The 18,734-nt window shown below is 71.3% G+C and carries 19 protein-coding genes and 1 pseudogene; 10 read left to right on the plus strand and 10 right to left on the minus strand.

Annotation, left to right across the window (positions count from 1 at the left end; genetic code table 11):
* From ACWBNA_RS24565 to ACWBNA_RS24580, 4 genes and pseudogenes are all read left to right on the plus strand, one after another.
* Nucleotides 1-323 (plus strand): annotated as a pseudogene (locus tag ACWBNA_RS24565) (ATP-binding protein); the annotation flags it as partial.
* A complete protein-coding gene (locus ACWBNA_RS24570; protein WP_053752455.1) occupies nt 320-796 on the plus strand; it encodes a roadblock/LC7 domain-containing protein in 477 nt (158 codons plus the stop codon). The pseudogene ACWBNA_RS24565 and the gene ACWBNA_RS24570, both read left to right, overlap by 4 nt.
* Nucleotides 797-832: 36 nt before the next feature.
* A complete protein-coding gene (locus ACWBNA_RS24575; RefSeq protein ID WP_482706666.1) occupies nt 833-1,279 on the plus strand; it encodes a DUF742 domain-containing protein in 447 nt (148 codons plus the stop codon).
* On the plus strand, nt 1,266-1,868 hold the full coding sequence (locus ACWBNA_RS24580) for a GTP-binding protein (RefSeq protein WP_482706667.1): 603 nt from the start codon (nt 1,266-1,268) through the stop codon (nt 1,866-1,868). The genes ACWBNA_RS24575 and ACWBNA_RS24580 overlap by 14 nt, the downstream gene beginning before the upstream one ends.
* Before the next feature lie 63 nt (nt 1,869-1,931).
* Here the strand turns inward: ACWBNA_RS24580 and ACWBNA_RS24585 are convergent, their stop codons facing one another.
* Genes ACWBNA_RS24585 through ACWBNA_RS24595 form a run of 3 tightly spaced genes read right to left on the minus strand, consistent with a single transcriptional unit; the run spans nt 1,932 to nt 4,464 of the window.
* The gene (locus tag ACWBNA_RS24585) at nt 1,932-2,600 is read right to left on the minus strand and encodes an ABC transporter permease (protein ID WP_482706668.1); all 669 of its coding nucleotides are present in this window, start codon (nt 2,598-2,600) and stop codon (nt 1,932-1,934) included.
* A complete protein-coding gene (locus ACWBNA_RS24590; RefSeq protein ID WP_482706669.1) occupies nt 2,597-3,304 on the minus strand; it encodes an ABC transporter permease in 708 nt (235 codons plus the stop codon). The genes ACWBNA_RS24585 and ACWBNA_RS24590 overlap by 4 nt, the downstream gene beginning before the upstream one ends.
* Nucleotides 3,301-4,464: an ABC transporter ATP-binding protein gene (locus ACWBNA_RS24595; RefSeq protein WP_482706670.1), complete on the minus strand. Its 1,164-nt coding sequence runs from the start codon at nt 4,462-4,464 to the stop codon at nt 3,301-3,303. Before ACWBNA_RS24595 ends, ACWBNA_RS24590 begins: the two co-directional genes overlap by 4 nt.
* A gap of 302 nt (nt 4,465-4,766) precedes the next feature.
* Between ACWBNA_RS24595 and ACWBNA_RS24600 the strand changes: the two genes are divergently transcribed.
* Nucleotides 4,767-5,615: a glycosyltransferase gene (locus tag ACWBNA_RS24600; RefSeq protein ID WP_482706671.1), complete on the plus strand. Its 849-nt coding sequence runs from the start codon at nt 4,767-4,769 to the stop codon at nt 5,613-5,615.
* Nucleotides 5,612-7,651: an ArnT family glycosyltransferase gene (locus ACWBNA_RS24605; protein WP_482706672.1), complete on the plus strand. Its 2,040-nt coding sequence runs from the start codon at nt 5,612-5,614 to the stop codon at nt 7,649-7,651. The genes ACWBNA_RS24600 and ACWBNA_RS24605 overlap by 4 nt, the downstream gene beginning before the upstream one ends.
* A 73-nt stretch (nt 7,652-7,724) precedes the next feature.
* Here ACWBNA_RS24605 and ACWBNA_RS24610 read toward each other — a convergent pair whose 3' ends face one another.
* From ACWBNA_RS24610 to ACWBNA_RS24620, 3 genes are read right to left on the minus strand one after another with little or no spacing between them, the layout of a single operon-like run.
* Nucleotides 7,725-8,465 carry an FAD:protein FMN transferase gene (locus tag ACWBNA_RS24610; protein ID WP_482706673.1) on the minus strand — a complete coding sequence of 247 codons (741 nt, stop codon included), beginning with the start codon at nt 8,463-8,465 and terminating at the stop codon, nt 7,725-7,727.
* Between the two features lie 5 nt (nt 8,466-8,470).
* Nucleotides 8,471-8,875: an FMN-binding protein gene (locus ACWBNA_RS24615; RefSeq protein ID WP_482706674.1), complete on the minus strand. Its 405-nt coding sequence runs from the start codon at nt 8,873-8,875 to the stop codon at nt 8,471-8,473.
* Nucleotides 8,876-8,885: 10 nt separating this feature from the next.
* Entirely contained in the window at nt 8,886-10,172 is a 1,287-nt protein-coding gene (locus ACWBNA_RS24620) for a ferredoxin reductase family protein (RefSeq protein WP_482706675.1), read from the minus strand.
* A 203-nt stretch (nt 10,173-10,375) separates the two neighbouring features.
* Here ACWBNA_RS24620 and ACWBNA_RS24625 point away from each other — a divergent pair, with 203 nt between their 5' ends.
* The 4 genes from ACWBNA_RS24625 to ACWBNA_RS24640 all read left to right on the plus strand — a co-directional run bounded on the left by ACWBNA_RS24625 (nt 10,376) and on the right by ACWBNA_RS24640 (nt 14,997).
* The gene (locus ACWBNA_RS24625) at nt 10,376-11,065 is read left to right on the plus strand and encodes a response regulator transcription factor (RefSeq protein WP_482706676.1); all 690 of its coding nucleotides are present in this window, start codon (nt 10,376-10,378) and stop codon (nt 11,063-11,065) included.
* On the plus strand, nt 11,062-12,519 hold the full coding sequence (locus tag ACWBNA_RS24630) for a sensor histidine kinase (protein ID WP_482706677.1): 1,458 nt from the start codon (nt 11,062-11,064) through the stop codon (nt 12,517-12,519). Before ACWBNA_RS24625 ends, ACWBNA_RS24630 begins: the two co-directional genes overlap by 4 nt.
* 53 nt (nt 12,520-12,572) lie before the next feature.
* On the plus strand, nt 12,573-13,583 hold the full coding sequence (locus tag ACWBNA_RS24635) for an NAD-dependent epimerase/dehydratase family protein (protein ID WP_482706678.1): 1,011 nt from the start codon (nt 12,573-12,575) through the stop codon (nt 13,581-13,583).
* Nucleotides 13,584-13,737: 154 nt separating this feature from the next.
* Nucleotides 13,738-14,997, plus strand: a complete 1,260-nt coding sequence (locus ACWBNA_RS24640; protein WP_482706679.1) for an ABC transporter substrate-binding protein — start codon at nt 13,738-13,740, stop codon at nt 14,995-14,997.
* A gap of 25 nt (nt 14,998-15,022) precedes the next feature.
* Here the strand turns inward: ACWBNA_RS24640 and ACWBNA_RS24645 are convergent, their stop codons facing one another.
* The 4 genes from ACWBNA_RS24645 to ACWBNA_RS24660 are packed head-to-tail and all read right to left on the minus strand — an operon-like array spanning nt 15,023 to nt 18,662.
* Nucleotides 15,023-15,775: an ABC transporter ATP-binding protein gene (locus ACWBNA_RS24645; RefSeq protein WP_482706680.1), complete on the minus strand. Its 753-nt coding sequence runs from the start codon at nt 15,773-15,775 to the stop codon at nt 15,023-15,025.
* A complete protein-coding gene (locus tag ACWBNA_RS24650; RefSeq protein WP_482706681.1) occupies nt 15,775-16,674 on the minus strand; it encodes an ABC transporter ATP-binding protein in 900 nt (299 codons plus the stop codon). The genes ACWBNA_RS24645 and ACWBNA_RS24650 overlap by 1 nt, the downstream gene beginning before the upstream one ends.
* A complete protein-coding gene (locus ACWBNA_RS24655; RefSeq protein WP_482706682.1) occupies nt 16,664-17,656 on the minus strand; it encodes a branched-chain amino acid ABC transporter permease in 993 nt (330 codons plus the stop codon). The genes ACWBNA_RS24650 and ACWBNA_RS24655 overlap by 11 nt, the downstream gene beginning before the upstream one ends.
* Nucleotides 17,657-17,666: 10 nt before the next feature.
* Nucleotides 17,667-18,662: a branched-chain amino acid ABC transporter permease gene (locus tag ACWBNA_RS24660; protein ID WP_482706683.1), complete on the minus strand. Its 996-nt coding sequence runs from the start codon at nt 18,660-18,662 to the stop codon at nt 17,667-17,669.
* Nucleotides 18,663-18,734 lie beyond the last annotated feature (72 nt).

Raw genomic sequence — 18,734 nt, forward strand, 5'->3', positions numbered from 1 at the left:
CCCCCGCCCCGGCCGGGACACCGACGCCCGCCACCGGCCCCGCCTCCGACGACGGCCCCGGCGCCCGCCCCCTGCGACGCCGCGTCCGTGGCGCCACCCTCCGTACGACCTTCGGAGCCGACCCCGACCAGCAGGCCGCCCTGCGGGCCGCGCCACGCGCCGCCGACGCGGACGCCGTCCGTGACGCACTCGACGAGTTCGAGGCGGCCGTGGAACGCGCCCACCGCGACAGCGGTAACGACACCGGCACCCATCCCTACCCAGCGACCGCACCCAACCCCCCGCATCCCCAGAACCACTCCCCGGAAGGAGCGGAGCAGTGAGCACGTCGACAGGTGACACTCCGACGGGAGGCACCACGCCGGCCGAACTGCAGGCCGCCGCAGCCGACTTCACGTGGCTGCTCAACCGTTTCGCGACGGAGACGGCGGGCGTCGTGGACGCCATCGCCGTGTCCTCCGACGGCCTGCTCATCGCCGTGTCCGAGCTGCGCGAGCACGCCGACTCCGAGCGCCTCGCGGCGATCGTCTCCGGCATCACCAGCCTGGCCGCCGGTGCCTCCGGCAACTACGGCCTGGGCGGCCTCAACAAGGTCATCATCGACCTGGAGGGCGGCCACGTGCTGGTCTCCGCGGTCGGCAGCGGCGCCGTTCTCGGCGTCGTCACCGACAAGGAGGCCAAGCTCGGCAACATCGCCTACGAGATGACGCTGTTCGCCAACCGTGCGGGCAGCGCGCTCAGTCCCCAGCTGGTGCTCGAACTGAAGAACAGCGTCGGCGCCGCGTCGAAGCGCTGACCGGGCGCCCGCCCGGCCGAGGAGGAAGAACGACCCATGGCGGACGGCCGCACTCCCAGCAGTGCCGGCGAGGACGGGACCACACCGCCGGGCCCCGACCCGGTCGGCCCCGTCGCCGCCGTACGGCCGTTCCTGGTCACCGCCGGCCGGGTGGCACCCAGCGCCAACGGCAGGACCATGCCCGTCGAGACCCAGGTGGTGGCCACCGCCGAGGGGCTCGCCGAGCTCGACCGACTCTCCTTCGAACAGCACGACATCGTCGCCGCCTGCCGCCGCCCGCAGTCCATCGCGGAGATCGCGGCCCGGCTGCGGCTGCACCTGAACGTGGTCCGGATCCTCTCCGAGGACCTGCGCACGGCGGGGCAGCTGACCGTGCACGTGCCCGACTCCGGCGTCACCCACGACGCATCCGTCCTGCGAAGGGTTATCGATGGCCTCAGGGCCATCCCCGACTCCCGAGGGGTTCTCCGTGACACCGACTGAACCGGCCACCCGCCCCATGGCCGCGCAGGCCCCGGCCGTACGACCGCCGTTGCCGGTCAAGATGGTGATCGCGGGCGGCTTCGGGGTGGGCAAGACCACCGCCGTCGGCTCGATCTCCGAGATCGCGCCGCTGACCACCGAGGCCGCGATCACCGAGGTCGCGGCGGGCGTGGACGACCTCAGTCACACCCCGCGCAAGACCACCACCACGGTCGCGATGGACTTCGGCTGCATCACCATCGACCCGACCCTGAAGCTGTACCTGTTCGGCACGCCCGGCCAGGAGCGGTTCGGGTTCATGTGGGACGACCTCGTCGAGGGCGCGGTCGGCGGGCTCGTCATCGTGGACACCCGGCGCCTCGACGACTGCTACGCGGCCGTCGACTACTTCGAGCACAAGCAGATCCCGTTCGCGGTGGCCGTCAACGCCTTCGACGGCAAGGTCGAGCACACCCTGGACGAGGTCCGCTGGGCACTCGACGTCAACGACCGCACCCCGGTCGTGGTGTTCGACGCCCGCGAGCGCGGCTCGGTGCGCGACGCGCTGCTCGTCGTCCTGGAACAGGCCCTGTCGCGCACCGAGGGCTGACACGTGACAGGGCCCGGGGCGGGTCTTCCGACCGCCCCGGGTTCCGTGCCGACCGTTGTCCGGTCAGCCGCTTCTCCGCACCCCGCGCGACACCGCTGTCCGGTGCACCGCCCAGAACAGCGCGAGCGTCACCAGCGCCAGCCCGGCGACCAGGGTGGCACCGCCCACGACCTTCTCGTAGTTGCGCTGGTAGAGACCGTCGACGATGTAGCGGCCGAGGCCGCCGAGCGAGACGTACGCGGCGATGGTGGCGGTGGAGACGATCTGGATGGCCGCGGAGCGCAGGCCGCTGAGGACCAGCGGGAGCGCCGCGGGCAGTTCGACCTGGAACAGCACCTGGGCCTCGCTCATGCCCATGCCCCGCGCCGCGTCCACCGGCGACGGGTCGACGGAGCGCATCGCCTCGTAGGTGGTGACCAGGATCGGTGGGACGGCGAGGACGACCAGCGGGATCATCACGTTCACCAGGCCGAACCCCAGCAGCAGGGTCATCAGCACCAGCAGGCCGAAGGTGGGCAGGGCCCGCCCGGCGGTGGCGATCAGGGAGAGGGCGTTCCCGCCGCGCCCGAAGTGACCGGTGATGAGGCCGACCGGCAGCCCGATCGCGGCGGCGAGGGCGAGCGCCTCCAGGGTGTACTGGACGTGTTCGCCCACGCGCGTGGGGATGCCGTCGTAGCCGGTCCAGTGGGCGCTGTCGCTGAAGAAGGCGTTGATGAAGTTGAGCAGGTTCACCGGGCTGCGTCCTCCAGGGCGAGGGCGGCCGGGTCGGGCCGGTCGGCCTTCGGTTCGGTGTGCGCCCGGCGCGGCATCCACGGCGTCAGCAGGAGGCGCAGGACCACCAGCAGGGCGTCGCAGACGATGGCGAGGGCGGCCATGGTGAGAACGGCGTTGACGGCGAGTTCCGGCCGGTTGTAGATGGTGGCGTCGTTGAGCAGGTTGCCGAGGGCGCCCTGGTTCCCGATGAGGGTGCCGACGCTGACGAGGCTGATGCTCGACACGGTCGCCACGCGCAGCCCCGCGATGATCGCGGGCACCGCGATCGGCAGCTGGACCTGGATGTAGCGGCGTACGGGTCCGAAGCCCATGGCGGTCGCGGCGGCGAGGGTCTCCTGCGGTACGGAGCGGACTCCGTCGACGATCGACGGGACCAGGACGACGAGGCTGTAGACGGTGAGCGGGATCATCACCGTGAGTTCGGTCTGGCCGGTGTAGTCGATGAGGAGCACGAAGAAGGCCAGCGAGGGGATGGCGTACAGCACAGTCGTGATCCACAGCACCGGCGGGTACAGCCAGCGGAAGCGCACGCACAGCTGGGCGAGCGGCAGCGAGATCACCAGACCGGCCAGCACCGGCAGCAGGGCCTCGCGCAGGTGCAGGCCGATGAGGCCGAGCCAGCTGTGCTGGAGGTCGCTGGGGATGTCGAAGAAGCCACTCATTCGGCGGCCCGTGCGACCGGTGCGGCCTTGGTGACCGTGGCGGTCCCGCCGTCCGTACGGCCTTCCGCGTGGGCGCCGCGGATCGCCTCGCCGATGGTCTGCTGGGAGACGACTCCGGCCGCGCGGCCCTCGCCGTCCACGGCGACGGCCCAGCCGGTGGGCGAGAGCACGGCGCAGTCGAGGGCGGCCCGCAGCGAGTCCTTGCCGGCCACGAACGGCCGCCCGTACGGCAGGAGTTGTGCCGCCTCGACGCCGGCGGTGAGGTCCCGCGGCTCGCTCCAGCCGAGGGGCTTGCCGTCCAGGTCGGTGACGAGGAGGTAGGGGGTCTCGGCCGCGCTGCGGGCGGCGATCTGTTCGGCGGTGGCGTCGATCGCGACGATCGGCGTGGTCAGCAGGGCGAGTCCCGTGGCGGAGAAGAAGGACAGCCGCCGGATGCCGCGGTCGGCGCCGAGGAAGTCCTCGACGAAGGCGTCGGCGGGGCTGGACAGCAGCTCGGCGGGCGGCGCGAACTGGGCCAGCTTGCCGCCGGTGCGCATCACGGCGACCATCGTGCCGATCTTGACGGCCTCGTCGATGTCGTGGGTGACGAAGACGATGGTCTTGCCCAACTCCTCCTGGATGCGCAGGAGTTCGTCCTGGAGGCCCTTGCGGACGATGGGGTCGACGGCGGAGAACGGTTCGTCCATGAGCAGGACCGGCGGGTCGGCGGCGAGCGCCCGGGCCACGCCGACGCGCTGCTGCTGTCCGCCGGACAGCTGGTAGGGGTACCGCTTGGCGAGCGCGGCGTCCAGACCGACCCGCTCCATCAACTCACGCGCCCGCGCGCGGGCCTTGTCCTTGCCCCAGCCGAGCATGCGGGGCACGGTGGCGATGTTGTCGACGATCGTGCGGTGCTGGAAGAGTCCGGCGTTCTGGATGACGTAACCCATGGACCGGCGCAGCGTGTTGACGGGCTGCTGCAGGATGTCCTTGCCGTCGAGGAGGATGGTGCCCTCGCTGGGCTCGACCATCCGGTTGATCATGCGCAGGGTCGTCGTCTTCCCGCAGCCCGAGGGTCCGACGAGGACGGTGATCGAGCGGTCGGGTATCTCCAACGAGAGCCGGTCGACCGCCACCGTGCCGTCCGGGTACCGCTTGGTGACTGAATCTATCCGTATCAAAACGCCGAATACCCCTCGGGTTTGGCAGAAGTTGCCCATTTTCGGTCACGGTCGTGCAGGCCGTTTGCGGGGAGAGTCTAGACCTCGCGTGTTGCGGGCCCTTGTCGGGCGAGTGGCCGGTTCTCCCGGGTGGCGTGCCGGAAGGGGATCCGCTCTCACTCGCCGTTTCGACTCGGGCTCCGGGGCGCGGCCTTGGCGTCCGGCGTCACCGCGCTGTGCGCACCCTGTGAGTCCGCTGATTCTCACCTCCCGCTCAGAGCGGCCTCAGGGATCCCCCAGAAGCGGCCCCGATGGTCACTGACATGAACGAAACGAACGCGGGAGGCGTCCGGCGGCGGTCGGTCGAGATCGTGGTGCCGGTCCACAACGAGGCGCACGTCCTCGCCGACACCATCGGCCGTCTCCACGCACACCTCGAAGCGTCCTTCCCGTTCCCGTTCCGGATCACCGTCGCGGACAACGCGAGCACGGACGCCACCTGGCCGGTGGCCACCGGCCTGACGCTGCGACTCCCCCACGTGCACGCCCTGCGCCTGGACGAGAAGGGCCGGGGCCGCGCACTGAAGTACGTGTGGAGCCGGTCGGACGCGGACGTCGTCGCCTACATGGACGTCGACCTCTCCACCGGCCTCGAAGGCCTCCTGCCGCTGGTGGCCCCGCTGCTCTCCGGGCACAGCGACCTCGCGATCGGCAGCCGACTGCACCGCCAGGCGGACGTCGTCCGCGGCCCGAAACGGGAGTTCGTCTCCCGCTCCTACAACCTGCTGCTCAGGCTGGGCCTCGCGGCCCGCTTCTCGGACGCGCAGTGCGGCTTCAAGGCCGTACGCACCGACGTCTTCCGGGCCCTCGCCCCGCACATCGAGGACAACGCCTGGTTCTTCGACACCGAACTGCTGGTCCTGGCGCAGCGCAACCGCCTGCGCATCCACGAGGTGCCGGTCGACTGGGTCGACGACCCCGACAGCCGGGTCGACGTCGTGCGCACCGCCGTCGACGACCTCAAGGGCATGGGCCGCATGCTGCGCGCCACCGTGACCGGCCGCACCCGGGTCACCGCCCTGCCGCGCCGGACCGGCGTCCCGCAGGTCCCCGCCGCCCGCACGGCTCCCGCCCACCCGTCCCACCAGGCGAACCTGGAGTACGCGTCATGACGACCCTCGCCCCTTTGCCCGCACCCGTCCAGCAGGACGCGCCCCGGCACCGGGTGGCACCGCCCGCCGGCGGCGGCCTCGCCGCCCGTACCCGCAAGGTCCTCACCGGCGCCCCCGAGGACCCCCGCTGGGCACGGCCCGCACTGTGGGCGGTCCTGGTACTGGCCACGGCCCTGTACGCCTGGAACCTCACCTCCGTCACCGGCAACACCTTCTACGACGCCGCCGTCTACAGCGGCACCCAGAGCTGGAAGGCGTTCTTCTTCGGGGCGCTCGACTCCGGCAGCTTCATCACCGTCGACAAACCACCGTTCGCCCTGTGGGTGATGGGCCTCTCGGCCCGGGTCTTCGGCTACGGCACCTGGCAGTTGGCGCTGCCGATGGTCGCGGTCGGCGTCGGCTCGGTCGCCCTGCTGTACCGCATGGTCAAGCGGGACTTCGGGCCGGTGGCGGGCACGATCGCCGCCCTCGCGCTCGCCCTCACCCCGATCACGGTCGCCCTCACCCGGGACACCAACCCGGACCCGGTCCTGGTCTTCCTGATGCTGCTCGGCGCGGCCACGCTCATGAAGGCGGTGCGCACCGGGCGGCTGATGCCGCTGGTGTGGTCCGGCGTCGCGATCGGCTTCGCGTTCAACACGAAGATGATGCAGGCGTACGTCGTCCTGCCCGCGTTCTTCCTGGTCTACCTGTGGGCCGCCCAGGGCGGTGTGGGCCGCCGCCTGCGCAACCTCGCCGTCGGCACACTCGCGCTCGTCGTCTCCAGCGCCTGGTGGATGGTGGTCGTCGACCTGATCCCGGCCTCCTCCCGCCCCTACATCGGCGGCTCGACCGACAACACGGTCTGGGACCTGGTCATCGGCTACAACGGCTTCGGCCGGATCTTCGGGGCGAGCGCGTCGACGGGCTCGCAGGGCAACGGGGCGAGCTTCGGCGGCGACGCCGGCGTCTACCGCATGTTCAACGAGATCATGGGCGGCCAGATCTCCTGGCTGATCCCCTTCGCGCTCGTCGCCCTGACCGGCGGCCTGGTGCTGCGCGGCCGGGCCCCCCGGACCGACGCCAGGCGTGCGGCGCTGATGCTCTGGGGCGGCTGGTTCGTCCTGCACTACCTGACCTTCGCCCTCGCCGAGGGCACCTTCCACCCGTACTACGTCACCGCCATGGCCCCGGGAATCGCGGCCCTGGCCGGGATCGGCGCCGTGATGCTCCACCGGGCCCTCCGTGAGGGCTCGGCGGCGAAGTGGGGCTGGGTGCTGCCGGCGGCGGTGGCGGGCAGCACGGTCTGGGCGGTCGTCCTGCTCCAGCGGGTCTCCGGCTCCGGGACGCTGTACACGGTCGCTCAGGTCGTGGCCGGGGTGGCGGGCGCGGCCGCGGTGATCGCCCTGCTGGTCGGCCGGTTCACCCGGCGCCAGCGGCTGACGGGGGTCGCCGCCCTGGCCGCGGTGGTGGCCCTGCTCGCCGGTCCCGCCGCGTACTCGGTGTCGGCGGCCACCTCGAGCACCAACGGCACCAACCCGACAGCCGGTCCGAGCACCGGTGGCGGCATGGGCGGCGGCGCGGGCGGCGGTCAGCGGCCGAGCGGCAGTGCGCCCAGCGGGACCGGGACGGGGCAGTCGACGGGACAGCCGCCGTCCGGCAGCACCTCGTCCTCAAAGACCGGCACCGGTCGGACCGGCGGCGGTGGCATGGGCGGTGTCACCCAGGTCTCGTCCGAGATGATCACCTACCTGAAGAAGAACCAGGACGGCGCCACCTGGCTGCTGGCGGTGGCCACCGACCAGACCGCGTCCTCGGTCATCCTGGAGTCCGGTCAGCCGGTGATCTCCATGGGCGGCTGGTCCGGCAGCGACAACGCCATGACCCTCGCCAAGCTCAAGAGCCTGGTGAAGTCCGGCAAGCTGCACTACATCGTCGTCAGCGACAGCGGACAGGGCTCCTCGAACACCGAGGTCTCGACCTGGGTCGAGAAGAACGGCACGGCCGTGTCCGACTACAGCGGCCTGTACCGCCTGGACGCCTCCGACGTCGGCTGACGCCGGCTCCACGACGCCCCCCGCCTGCTCCGGCGGTGGGGCGTCGTGTCGTTCCGGCAGCCTGCCCGACGTCTTACGCGGCCGCCGCGCCCTCCCCGGCGACGGGGAATCCCGCCGTCCGGAGAACCCGCCGCCCGGCGTCCACGGCGAACACCTCGCACCCCGGCTGCCCGGCGGCCCACTCGACGCCCTCTGCGCCCATCGCGAAGGCCGCCGTGGCGACCGAGTCCGCCTCGGTGAGGGTCGGCGCGACGACGGTCAGGCTGAGCAGACCGGTCGCCGGGCGGCCGGTGCGGCCGTCGATGATGTGGTCGCCGCGCTCGTAGCGGGCGGAGGTGGCGACCGCACCGTCGGTGAGTTCCAGGACGGTGCACAGCTTGTCGGCGTGTTCGGGGTGTCGTACGCCCACGCGCCAGGGACCGCCGGCGGCGACCACGTCACCGCCGGCGTTGAGGCAGAAGCGCGTCGCCCCGGACGCCGTCAGCAGGTCCGCCGCCCGTTGCACGGACCAGCCCTTGACCACCGCGCAGGGGTCGAGGCGGCGGCCGGGCAGCCGTACGTCGAAGGCGCCGCCGGTGGCGTCCCGGTAGTGCTCGCACAGGTCGAGGACGTCGCGCAGGTCCGCGCTGAGGTCACCGGGCGACAGCTCGCCGCGGTCGAGGCGCGACACCTCGCTGTCCGGCTTGAACGGGCTGAACCGGACGTCGACCTCGTGCAGCCACGCGAAGACGGCGTCCGCGGCCGACGCGGGGATGCCCTCGTCGTCGATCCGCAGCGAGACGGGGAAGCCCATGACGTGTTCGACGCGGTGCATGACGGTCAGCCCTTCGCGTCGATCGCGGCCTGGAGGGACTCCCGGTAGCCGTCGCTGGTGATGGTCGCGCCGGACACGGTGTCGATGTCCGCGCTCTGCGCCTCCAGCGTCTCAGCGATCAGCTTCGGCACCGCGGCCGTCGTCTGCGGGTGGTTCGGCTGCTGGAGCATCCTCACGGCGCTGATCTGCTCGCCCGCGAAGGTCACCTCGACCTGGACCGGGCCCTTCTCCGTGGTGACCGTCGGACCCGACACGACGTGGGAGGAGGAGCCCGAGGACCCGGACGAGGCGGACGCGGAGGGCGCGGGCGTGGTGACCTGGACGGTGGACGTGTCGGCCGACGGTTGGTAGAGCCAGACGGGGACCAGGCCCGCGATGCTCAGGACCACGACAGGGATCGCTCGTTTCACGGTGTCTTCCTCATCCCGCCAGGCTGAAGCGCTCGAAGTGGATCTGCGGCTTGGGCACGTCCAGCTCGCGCAGGCTGCCCAGCACCGCGTTCATCATCGGCGGCGGCCCGCACAGGAAGACGTCCCGGTCGGCGATGTCGGGCACCAGCCGGGCCAGCTCGCCGGGCGCCAGCTTGTCCGGGACGGGCGGACCGGTCACCAGGTGCAGCTCGCAGCCCTTGGCGTCGGCCAGGTCGCGCAGCTCTTCGTAAAGGACGGCGTCCCGGTCGGTGGCGACGCGGTAGATGACGACGGCGTGGCCCTGCAGCTCCTCCAGGAGGGCGCGGATGGGGGTGACGCCGACGCCGCCGGCGATGAGCACGGACTCGGAACGGGTGCGGTGCATCGCGGTGAAGGCGCCGTAGGGGCCTTCGGCGAATACGCGTGTGCCGACCTTCACGTGCCGCAGGGAGGCGCTGCCGGCGCCGGCGGCCTTGGCGGTCAGGCGCAGGGTGCGGCCGTCGGGCGCGGCCGACAGGGAGAACGGGTTGGCCTGCCACCAGCGGTCCCGGGTCATGAAGCGCCACAGGAAGAACTGGCCGGCCCGGGCGGGCATGCGGTCGAGGTCGCGGCCGGTCATGTAGACGGAGACGACGTTGTCGGACTCGGGGACCACGGCGGTGACGCGCAGTTGGTGGCGCCAGTTCCGCCACAGCGGCAGCACCAGGCGGCCGACGAACACCGAGGTGAGCGCGACGCCCCAGACGCCGTACCAGTACGTCGTGGCGGCGGACGACGAGGTGAAGGTGGTACCGACCGCGACCTGGTGGGTGAAGGCCAGCAGTACGGCGGCGTAGGTGTACAGGTGGATGAAGTGCCAGGTCTCGTACGCGAGGCGGCGCCGGGCGTAGCGGCCGGAGACGGCCCCCACCACGATGATGATCGCCAGCGCGACGACGGCGCGGAGCACGCCCTCGACGGTCTCGGCGAGGTCGACGAGCTGGCTGACCGGGTCCATGTCGGAGGACTCGGCGTAGCCGAAGCTGATGAAGACGGCGTGCGCGAGCAGCGTGAACAGGATGCCGAAGCCGGTCAGGCGGTGCCAGGAGGTGAGCCGGTCCATGCCGATACGGCGGTCGAGCCAGGGCAGCCGGGCCACCAGCACCAGCTGGAAGGCCATCAGGAGCGCACCGTAGAGACCGGCCAGCCGGCCCAGCACGATGAGGGCGTTCGACGCGAATCCCGCCTGGGTGAAGAAGAAGGTCACCACGGCCGCGTTCGCGGCCAGCACGGCGTACAGGCCCGTGCGGGCCACCACCCTGGGACGTTTTATCGCCGTGGGGGGCGCGGGGGGTGATTGGACGGCAGTCACTCGGCGAGCTCCTTGATCGGGGCCGGGGTATCGAGCTTCCCCGCCGGGAGCTGTCGATTCCCTGTCGTACGACTTTCAAGTGCTTATCGATGTGGCCACGACGGACACCGGCGCTCCGGCACGGGGGTCCGGTGACGCAGTATGAGCGGGTGGACAAAGTACGACTCCTCGTCGTGGACGACGACCCGCCGATCGCCGACCTCGTGGCGACGGTCGCCCGCTACGAGGGATGGGACGCGGTCACCGCGAACTCGGGCGAGGAGGCGCTGAGCCGCGCCGCCGAGTTCCGCCCGGACATCGTGGTGCTCGACCTCATGCTGCCCGACATCGACGGCTTCGGCGTGCTGGACCGGCTGCGGCGCTCCGGGACGATGGTGCCGGTGGTCTTCCTCACCGCCCGGGACGCGGTCGCCGACCGGGTGGCGGGGCTGACCCGGGGCGGGGACGACTACCTGGTCAAGCCGTTCGCGGTGGAGGAGCTGATGGCCCGGCTGCGGACGGTGCTGCGGCGCAGCGCCGGGCCGGGTTTCCAGCGCTCGGTGCTGCGGGTGGCGGACCTGACGATGGACGAGGACACCCGTGAGGTGCGGCGCGACGAGCACCTGCTGACGCTTACGCCGACCGAGTACGAGGTGCTGCGTTATCTGATGCGCAAGTCGCCGACCGTGCTGACCAAGGCGCAGATCCTGGACCACGTGTGGGAGTACGGCTTCGGCGGCCGCTCCAACGTCGTGGAGCTGGTCGTCAGCCGACTGCGCCGCAAGCTCGACGCGACGGGCGAGCCGCTGATCCACACCGTCCGCGGCTTCGGCTACGTGGTCCGGCAGGCCGCGGAGTGAAGGGTGCCCTGCGGCGTTTTCGCCACGTCTATCGCAGGCTGCGCCTGGGCACCCGGCTGGCGCTGGGCCTCGGTGCGCTGTCCCTGGTGGTGTTCGCCGTCGTGGGCTACGCCCTGACGATGTACATGCGGGACTACCTGGACAGCCAGCTGGGCTACCAGCTGAAGGTCGTCCAGACCGTGCAGTCCAAGGACGCCGCGGCCAACGGCACGGTGACGCAGAAGCCGTACTGGGGCTGGTTCACCGCGGTGTACGACGTGTCGGACAAGGCGGCGGTCCTGCGTCAGCCCGCCGACATCCCGCACGACATCCGTCCGCTCACCACGCTCGCCGAGACCATGGCGCACTCCGACACCGAGCTGATGCGCACCGTGAGGATCGACGGGGAGGGTGTGTACCGGCTGCGGGCCTGCGAGGTGGAGCCCGGGGTGGTTCTGGTCAGCGCCGCGCCCATGTCGGGCATCGAGGACACCGTGGACCGGCTGATCACCGTGCAGGTGATCGCGTTCGCCCTGGCGGTGCTGGCGCTGGTGGTGCTCGGCCGCAAGCTGCTGCGGCGCGGGCTGCAGCCGCTGAGCGACATGGCCTCCACCGCGCACGGCATCACCTCGCACGACCTGACCGAGTCGGCGGCCCGGCTGCCGCTGCGCGCGGACGGCAGGGACGGAGGCCCGGAGGTGGACGAGCTGCGCACGGCGTTCAACACGATGCTGCAGCACATCGACGACTCCCTCGCGGTCCGCGCGGAGGCCGAACAGCGCCTGCGCCGCTTCGTCGCGGACGCCTCGCACGAGCTGCGGACCCCGCTGATGTCCGTTCGGGGCTACGCGGACCTCTTCCAGTACGCCGCCGCCAACGCCCCCGAGGAACGCGACAAGCACCTGGCCCGGCTGCGCGCCGAGGCCGCGCGGATGGGCTTCCTCCTGGACGACCTGCTGCTGCTCGCCCGCCTCGACGCGGCCGAGGTGGAGACCCCGCTGCGGCCCCTGGAGGCCGACCTGGTGGAGCTGGTCGACCACGCGGCCGACGCGTTCCTCGCGAGCCACCCCGACCATCCGCTGACGGTGGCGGCCGCCCCCGGGACGCTGGTACTGCGCGTGGACCCGCAGCGCATCCGCCAGGTCCTGGACAACCTGCTCACCAACGCGGCCGTGCACACCCCGGCGGGCACCGAGGTGAGCGTGACGGTCTTGGCCGAGCCCGGCCGGGCGCTGGTGCGGGTCGCGGACGCGGGCCCCGGCATCCCGCCCGCCGACCGCGACCGCGTCTTCGACCGCTTCTACCGCGTCGACAAGGCCCGCAGCCGCGACCGCGGTGGCAGCGGTCTGGGCCTCGCGGTCGCCCGCTCCCTGGTCGCGGCGCACGGCGGCACGATCGAGCTGAGCAGCGAGCCGGGGACGACGGTCTTCACGATGGCGCTGCCACTGGGCCCCTTGAGTCTTACGAAGCCGTGACGTACCGGGCGCGGCCCGGTCGTGCGGGCCGCGCCCGGCCCTAGCGTGGCCGCATGCGTGTACTGGTCACCGGCGGTGCCGGGTTCATCGGGTCCCATGTCGTGGAGGCCCTGCGGGCCCACGGGCACGAGCCCCTCGTCTACGACGTCCGCGCCGACCCGGCGTCGGACGTCCGCAACCCCGACACCGTCGGCCGCGCCCTGACCGGCGTCGACGCCGTGTGCCACCAGGCGGCGATGGTCGGCCTGGGGGCCGGCTTCTCCGACGCGGCGGAGTACGTCTCCCGCAACGACCTCGGTACGGCGGTGCTGCTCACCGCCATGGCCGACGCGGGCGTACGACGGCTGGTGCTCGCCGGGTCGATGGTGGTGTACGGCGAGGGCCGCTACACCTGCGTCCGGCACGGGGTGGTCCGGCCCGGTCCCCGCGCCGTCGCCGACCTGGACGCGGGGCGCTTCGAGCCGCTGTGCCCGGGGTGCGGGGCCGAACTGTCTCCCGGTCTGGTCGGCGAGGACGCCCCGGTCGATCCGCGCAACGTCTACGCGACGACCAAGCTCGCCCAGGAGCATCTGGCGGCGGCGTGGGCGCGGGCCACGGGAGGTTCGGCGGTGTCGCTGCGCTACCACAACGTGTACGGGCCGGGCATGCCCCGCGACACCCCGTACGCCGGGGTCGCCTCCTTCTTCCGGTCGGCACTCGCCCGCGGTGAGGCCCCGCGGGTCTACGAGGACGGCGGCCAGCGGCGGGACTTCGTGCACGTACGGGATGTGGCGGCGGCCAACGTGGCGGCTCTGGAGGCGGGTTCCCGCCCTGGCGCGCTGACCGCGTACAACACCGGCAGCGGCGAGCCGCACACGGTCGGCGAGATGGCCCGCGCGCTGGCTTCCGCCTACGGCGGCCCGGAGCCGGTGGTCACCGGGGAGTACCGGCTGGGGGACGTACGGCACATCACGGCGGACTCGGCGCGGCTGCGGACGGAGCTGGGCTGGCAGGCGGGGGTGGGGTTCGGGGAGGGGATGCGGGAGTTCGCGCGGGCGGGGATGTGCCAGGGCGTGTCCGGCTGATCAGGAGCGCGGCCTGGACCACCAAGGCCGATCATTCACAAATGCTCATCATTCGCACTTCTCGGGCATCCGGATGAGTTCTAGGATCATGTACAGAGGGCGGGCGGATGGCCGGCCTGTCGACCACCGCCGCCTGTACCGAGCGGAGGCGGAGATGAAAGCGTCGATACGGCGGTCCGCGATCTTCACGAGCGCGGCTGCTCTGGTGATAGCTGTCTGCGGTACGACGGGCACCGCTCGATCCGCGGTCCCGGCCGAGCCGGGCGATGGTGAGCTGCAGTTGGGCTATGTCCTGCCGGAGACGGGTCAGCTGGCCTACCTCGGCCCGCCGCAGATCGAGTCGTTGAAGTTCGCGATACAGACGATCAACGACGCGGGCGGGGTGCTGGGCAAGCCGGTGCCGAAGGTGGTCTCGAGTGACGAGGCCGGCCAGGAGGCCGTGGCCGCGCAGTCGGCCGAGCGGGTCCTCGCGGCGGGCGTGGACGCGATCATCGGCGCCGCGGCCTCCGGCATGTCGCTCTCGTTCATCGACCGGGTGACCGGAGCGGGCGTCGTGCAGTGTTCGGGGTCGAACACCGCACCCACCTTCACCGACTACGAGGACGACGGGTTCTACTTCCGTACCGTCCCGAGCGACGCGTTGCAGGGGCCCATCCTGGCGAATGTGATCCGGCGAGACGGCCACGACCGGGTGGCCCTGGTCGCACGGGCGGACGACTACGGACGCGGCCTCATGGAGACCACGCGGAAGACGCTCGAGGAGCGCGGTGCGACCGTGACGCTCGCCGAGACGTACGACCCGAAGGCGAGCAACTTCGACCAGGTCGTACAGAAGATAGAGAACTCCGGGCCGGACGCCGCCGTGGTGATCGCCTTCGAGGAAGGCACCCAGATCCTGCAGGGCCTGATCGAGACCGGACTCGGGCCCGACCGGATCGGCGTCTACGGCGCCGACGGACTGCGCAGCGAGGAACTGGCGTCGCTGGTCTCCCCCGGGCAGCCGGAGCGGCTCGCCGGGATGAAGGGGACCGCGCCGGCATCGGCGGGGAACGAGCAGTACGTGAAGGATCTGAAGAAGTTCGCTCCGCAGCTGAAGGAGCTGCAGTTCGCACCGCAGGTGTTCGACTGCGCGACGACCATCGCGCTCGCCGCCGAGAAGGCGGAGTCCGACGACCCGGGCGAGTACGTGAAGGAGATGAACGGGGTCACCAGGGACGGCGAGAAGTGCACCACGTTCGCCGCCTGCAAGGAGCTGATCGCCGACGGCAAGAACATCGACTACGACGGTGTGAGCGGTCCGCTCGACTTCATCGACAAGGGCGAACCCGGCCAGGCGACGATCGAGGTGTACGGCTACGACGCCAAGGGACAGTTGCAGACCCTGCGTACCGAGACCAGCAAGGCCGAGGAGTGACCGGGAGGACGGACAGGAGCGGGGGTCAACGGGCGCGGGCGAGCGTGCCGAGGTAGAGCTCGATCACCTTCTCGTCGTGCAGCAGGGCCGTACCCGTGCCGGTGTACGCGTTGCGGCCCTGGTCGAGGACGTAGCCGCGGTCGCAGATCTGCAGGCACCTGCGGGCGTTCTGCTCGACCATGAGGACGGCGACGCCCGCGCTGTTGATCATTCTGCAGCGGTCGAAGACGTGGTCCTGGTGGAGCGGTGACAGGCCGGCCGACGGCTCGTCGAGCAGCATCAGCTGCGGCTCCATCATCAGTGCGCGCGCCATCGCGAGCATCTGGCGTTCGCCGCCGGACATCGCGCCGGCCTTCTGCCTGCGGCGGTCGGCCAGCAGGGGGAAGAGTTCCTCCACCGCCGCGGCCCGCCGCGCGTAGTCCTTGGGCCGCAGGTAGACGCCCATCCGCAGGTTCTCCTCGACGGTCAGCTCGGGGAACACGTTCTGCAGCTGCGGTACGTAGCCCACGCCCCGCCGGACCAGCTCGTGCGCCGGCCGGTTGGTGACCTCCTCGCCGCGCAGCCGTACGGTCCCGCCGCGCACCCGCAGCAGCCCGAAGACGGCCTTGACGAGTGTCGACTTGCCGGCGCCGTTGGGGCCGATCACGCCGACCACCTCGCCCGGACGCACCTCGATGCTGCAGCCGCGCAGTACGTCGACCCCGGGGACGTATCCGGCGACGATGCCGTCGGCCGCCAGCACCGGTTCCTGCCTGTGTTCCCGTTCCTCGGCGGGCATCACTGTTCCCTCTCCTCGGTCGCCGTTCCCGGTTCGTCGTGCCGCTTGCCCAGGTAGGCGTCCACGACCGCGGCGTTCCGGCCGATCGTGTGCGGTGGGCCCTCGGCCACCAGGAGGCCGTCGGCCATGACGACCACCCAGTCGCTGATGCCCATCACCACGTCCATGTCGTGCTCGACGAAGCACACCGTCAGCCCCTCGTCCCGCAGTTGGGTGATGTGCCCGAGCAACGACTGGGTCAGGGCGGGGTTCACCCCGGCCATCGGCTCGTCGAGCATGATCATGACCGGCCGGGCCATCAGAGCGCGGGCCAGTTCCAGCAGTTTGCGCTGACCGCCGGAGAGCGTGCCGGCGTGGTCGTCGCGCAGGGGCCCGAGCCGGAACCGGTCCAGCAGTTCACCGGCCCGGCGCTCGAACTCCCGCTCCTGCCCGCGCCACAGCGGTCGCAGCAGCGCGGGCAGCGCCCGCTCCCCGCGTTGCCCGGGCGCGGCGAGCAGCATGTTCTCCATCACGGTGAGCCGGGCGAGCGTCCTGGTGAGCTGGAACGTACGGACCAGTCCCCGCCTCGCCACCCGGTGCGCAGGGGAGCCGGTGAGAGGCTGTCCGTCGAACGACCAACGGCCGCCGTCGGCCCGGTCGAACCCGCTCACCACGTTGAACAGGGTGGTCTTGCCGGCGCCGTTGGGCCCGATGAGCGCCGTGATGACACCGCGTTGCACTTCCAGGTGTTCGACCCGCACGGCGACGAGGCCGCCGAAGGTTCGGGTCACCTGGTCCAGGACCAGCAGAGGGTCCGGCTTGCGCACCCCCGGCTCGGGAACGATCCCGGAGAGCCTGCCCGCCCCGGTGCGCCCGTCGGCGGCCCCGGGACCGCCGGATCCGGCCATGTCAGCGGTCACTGAGCAGCATCTCCTTCCGGCTGCCGAGAATGCCCTGCGGCCTGAACGCGACCAGCAGGATCAGGGCGACCCCGACCAGGGCGAAGCGCACCGCACCGACCTCGGAGGTGCTGATGAGGTCCGGCGAGACGTACTCGGCGTCGATGGCCTGCCTCAGGGCGCTGTCGAGGAAGCTGAGGACGAACCAGAACAGGATCGAGCCGACGACCGGCCCGAGGATCCGCCCGGCACCTCCGAGTATGAGCAGCGTGTACAGGAAGAACGTGACACCCGGGTCGTAGTTGTCCGGGTTCACGGACTGCACCTGGATCGCCTGCATCATGCCCGCGACCGCTCCGATGACGCCGCCCAGCAGGAGGCTCTGCATCTTGTACGCGTAGACGTTCTTGCCGAGGCTGCGCGCGGGAACCTCGTCCTCCCGGATCGACCGGATCACACGGCCCCACGGGCTGTGGATGAGCAGGGCGAGCAGGGCCGCGGCCACCGCCACCAGCGTCCATCCGACGATCATCACCCACAGGTCGCGGGAGCTGAACTTCACCAGCCACACGCCGTAGGTTCCGGGCTCGACGGGGTTGAGCGAGTAGAAGTCCTTCGCGAACCTCTGCAGCCCGAACACCCCACCGGTGACCGGCTCGGCCCAGCTGGAGCGGTAGAACAGCCTCAGCGTCTCCCCCGCCGCGATCGTGGTGATCGCGAGATAGTCGGCGCGCAGCCGCAGGGTGGGCAGGCCGAGCAGCAGGGCCAGCACGATCGCGCAGGCGACTCCGGCGAGGACACCGAGCCACATCGGGCCGTCGTACGTCGACACCGTGATGGCGAGCCCGTAGCCGCCGACCAGCATGAAACCGACCTGGCCGAAGTTCAGGAGTCCCGTGTAACCGAAGTGCAGGTTCAGCCCCATCGCGGCGAGCGCGTAGACGGCCGCGATGGGGCCGATGCCGGAGCGCAGAGCGTCGGAGAGGATGACCGAGAAGTCCATGGCGCACCCCTCACCCGACGCGTTCGGCCCGGCCGAGGATGCCCTGCGGCCGGACGAGCAGGACGACGATGAGGACGAGCAGCGCCCACGCGTACTGCAGGTCGACCGGGAACCACAGGGTGGACATCTGGGCGACGATGCCGATGACGAGGCTGCCGGCCATCGCCCCGTAGGCGGAGCCGAGGCCGCCCAGGATGACCCCCGCGAACATGAGCAGCAGCAGCTTGAAGCCCATGTCCCAGGTGATGATCTCGACGAGGCCGAAGAAGACCCCGCCGAGTGCGGCGAGCCCGCCGCCGAGCATCCACACGAACAGCACCACCCGCTGCACGTCGATGCCCGTCGCCTCCGCGAGGTCGCGGTTGGCGGAGACGGCCCGGACAGCCGTGCCGATGCGCGTCTTCTGCAGCAGTACGGCGATGCCGAGCAGCACCAGCACGGCGAGCAGGGTGACCGTGAGGTCCCGGGGGGTGATGCTCGCCGGGCCCACGCTGATCGCTTCCTGGATGTCGTACTGCGCGAAGGAGGCGGGCCGGGTTCCGTACAGCACGAGGACCACGTGCCGCAGCAGCAGCGAGAGCCCGATGGTGACGATGAACATGTTGATCAGCCCGGTGCCGCGAGCCCGCAGCGGGCGCCAGAGGCCCCGGTCGACGGCCGCGCCCAGCAGGGCGCCGAAGACCACCGCGGCGAGGGCGGCGGGGATCAGGTGCCAGCCCGGACCGGCCGCGGAGGCGTTGAGGAAGAAGGCGAAGGTGGCGCCGATCGTGACGAACTCGCCGTGCGCGAAGTTGATCAGGTGGATGGTGCCGAAGATCAGCGAGAGCCCGACCGAGGTGATCGCGATGATGACACCGAACTGGATGCCGTCGATCAGCGCCTGCACGGCGCGCGCGCCGAACGTGGGACCGCGCGGGCCTTCCTCACCCTGTGCCCGTCCGGAGATCGCGGACACCGACACGAGGACCAGGGCGAGGGCCAGTACGAGCATCCGCTGGTAGCGCACGGTGGTTCCGATATGTCGCGAACGTCCCTTGTGGCCCAGTGTAAGGCGAGCCTGACCGATGGCACGAGGTCA

The organism is Streptomyces sp. Q2 (genome assembly GCF_056820935.1).

What these genes read in the sequence shown, in the direction of transcription:
- ACWBNA_RS24655 (WP_482706682.1), bottom strand. Translation starts at nt 17,656, where the DNA reads ATGGACTTCTCGGTCATCCTCTCCGACGCTCTGCGCTCCGGCATCGGC.
- ACWBNA_RS24575 (WP_482706666.1), top strand. Translation starts at nt 833, where the DNA reads ATGGCGGACGGCCGCACTCCCAGCAGTGCCGGCGAGGACGGGACCACA.
- ACWBNA_RS24635 (WP_482706678.1), top strand. Translation starts at nt 12,573, where the DNA reads ATGCGTGTACTGGTCACCGGCGGTGCCGGGTTCATCGGGTCCCATGTC.
- ACWBNA_RS24640 (WP_482706679.1), top strand. Translation starts at nt 13,738, where the DNA reads ATGAAAGCGTCGATACGGCGGTCCGCGATCTTCACGAGCGCGGCTGCT.
- ACWBNA_RS24600 (WP_482706671.1), top strand. Translation starts at nt 4,767, where the DNA reads ATGAACGAAACGAACGCGGGAGGCGTCCGGCGGCGGTCGGTCGAGATC.
- ACWBNA_RS24610 (WP_482706673.1), bottom strand. Translation starts at nt 8,465, where the DNA reads ATGCACCGCGTCGAACACGTCATGGGCTTCCCCGTCTCGCTGCGGATC.
- ACWBNA_RS24605 (WP_482706672.1), top strand. Translation starts at nt 5,612, where the DNA reads ATGACGACCCTCGCCCCTTTGCCCGCACCCGTCCAGCAGGACGCGCCC.
- ACWBNA_RS24645 (WP_482706680.1), bottom strand. Translation starts at nt 15,775, where the DNA reads ATGCCCGCCGAGGAACGGGAACACAGGCAGGAACCGGTGCTGGCGGCC.
- ACWBNA_RS24590 (WP_482706669.1), bottom strand. Translation starts at nt 3,304, where the DNA reads ATGAGTGGCTTCTTCGACATCCCCAGCGACCTCCAGCACAGCTGGCTC.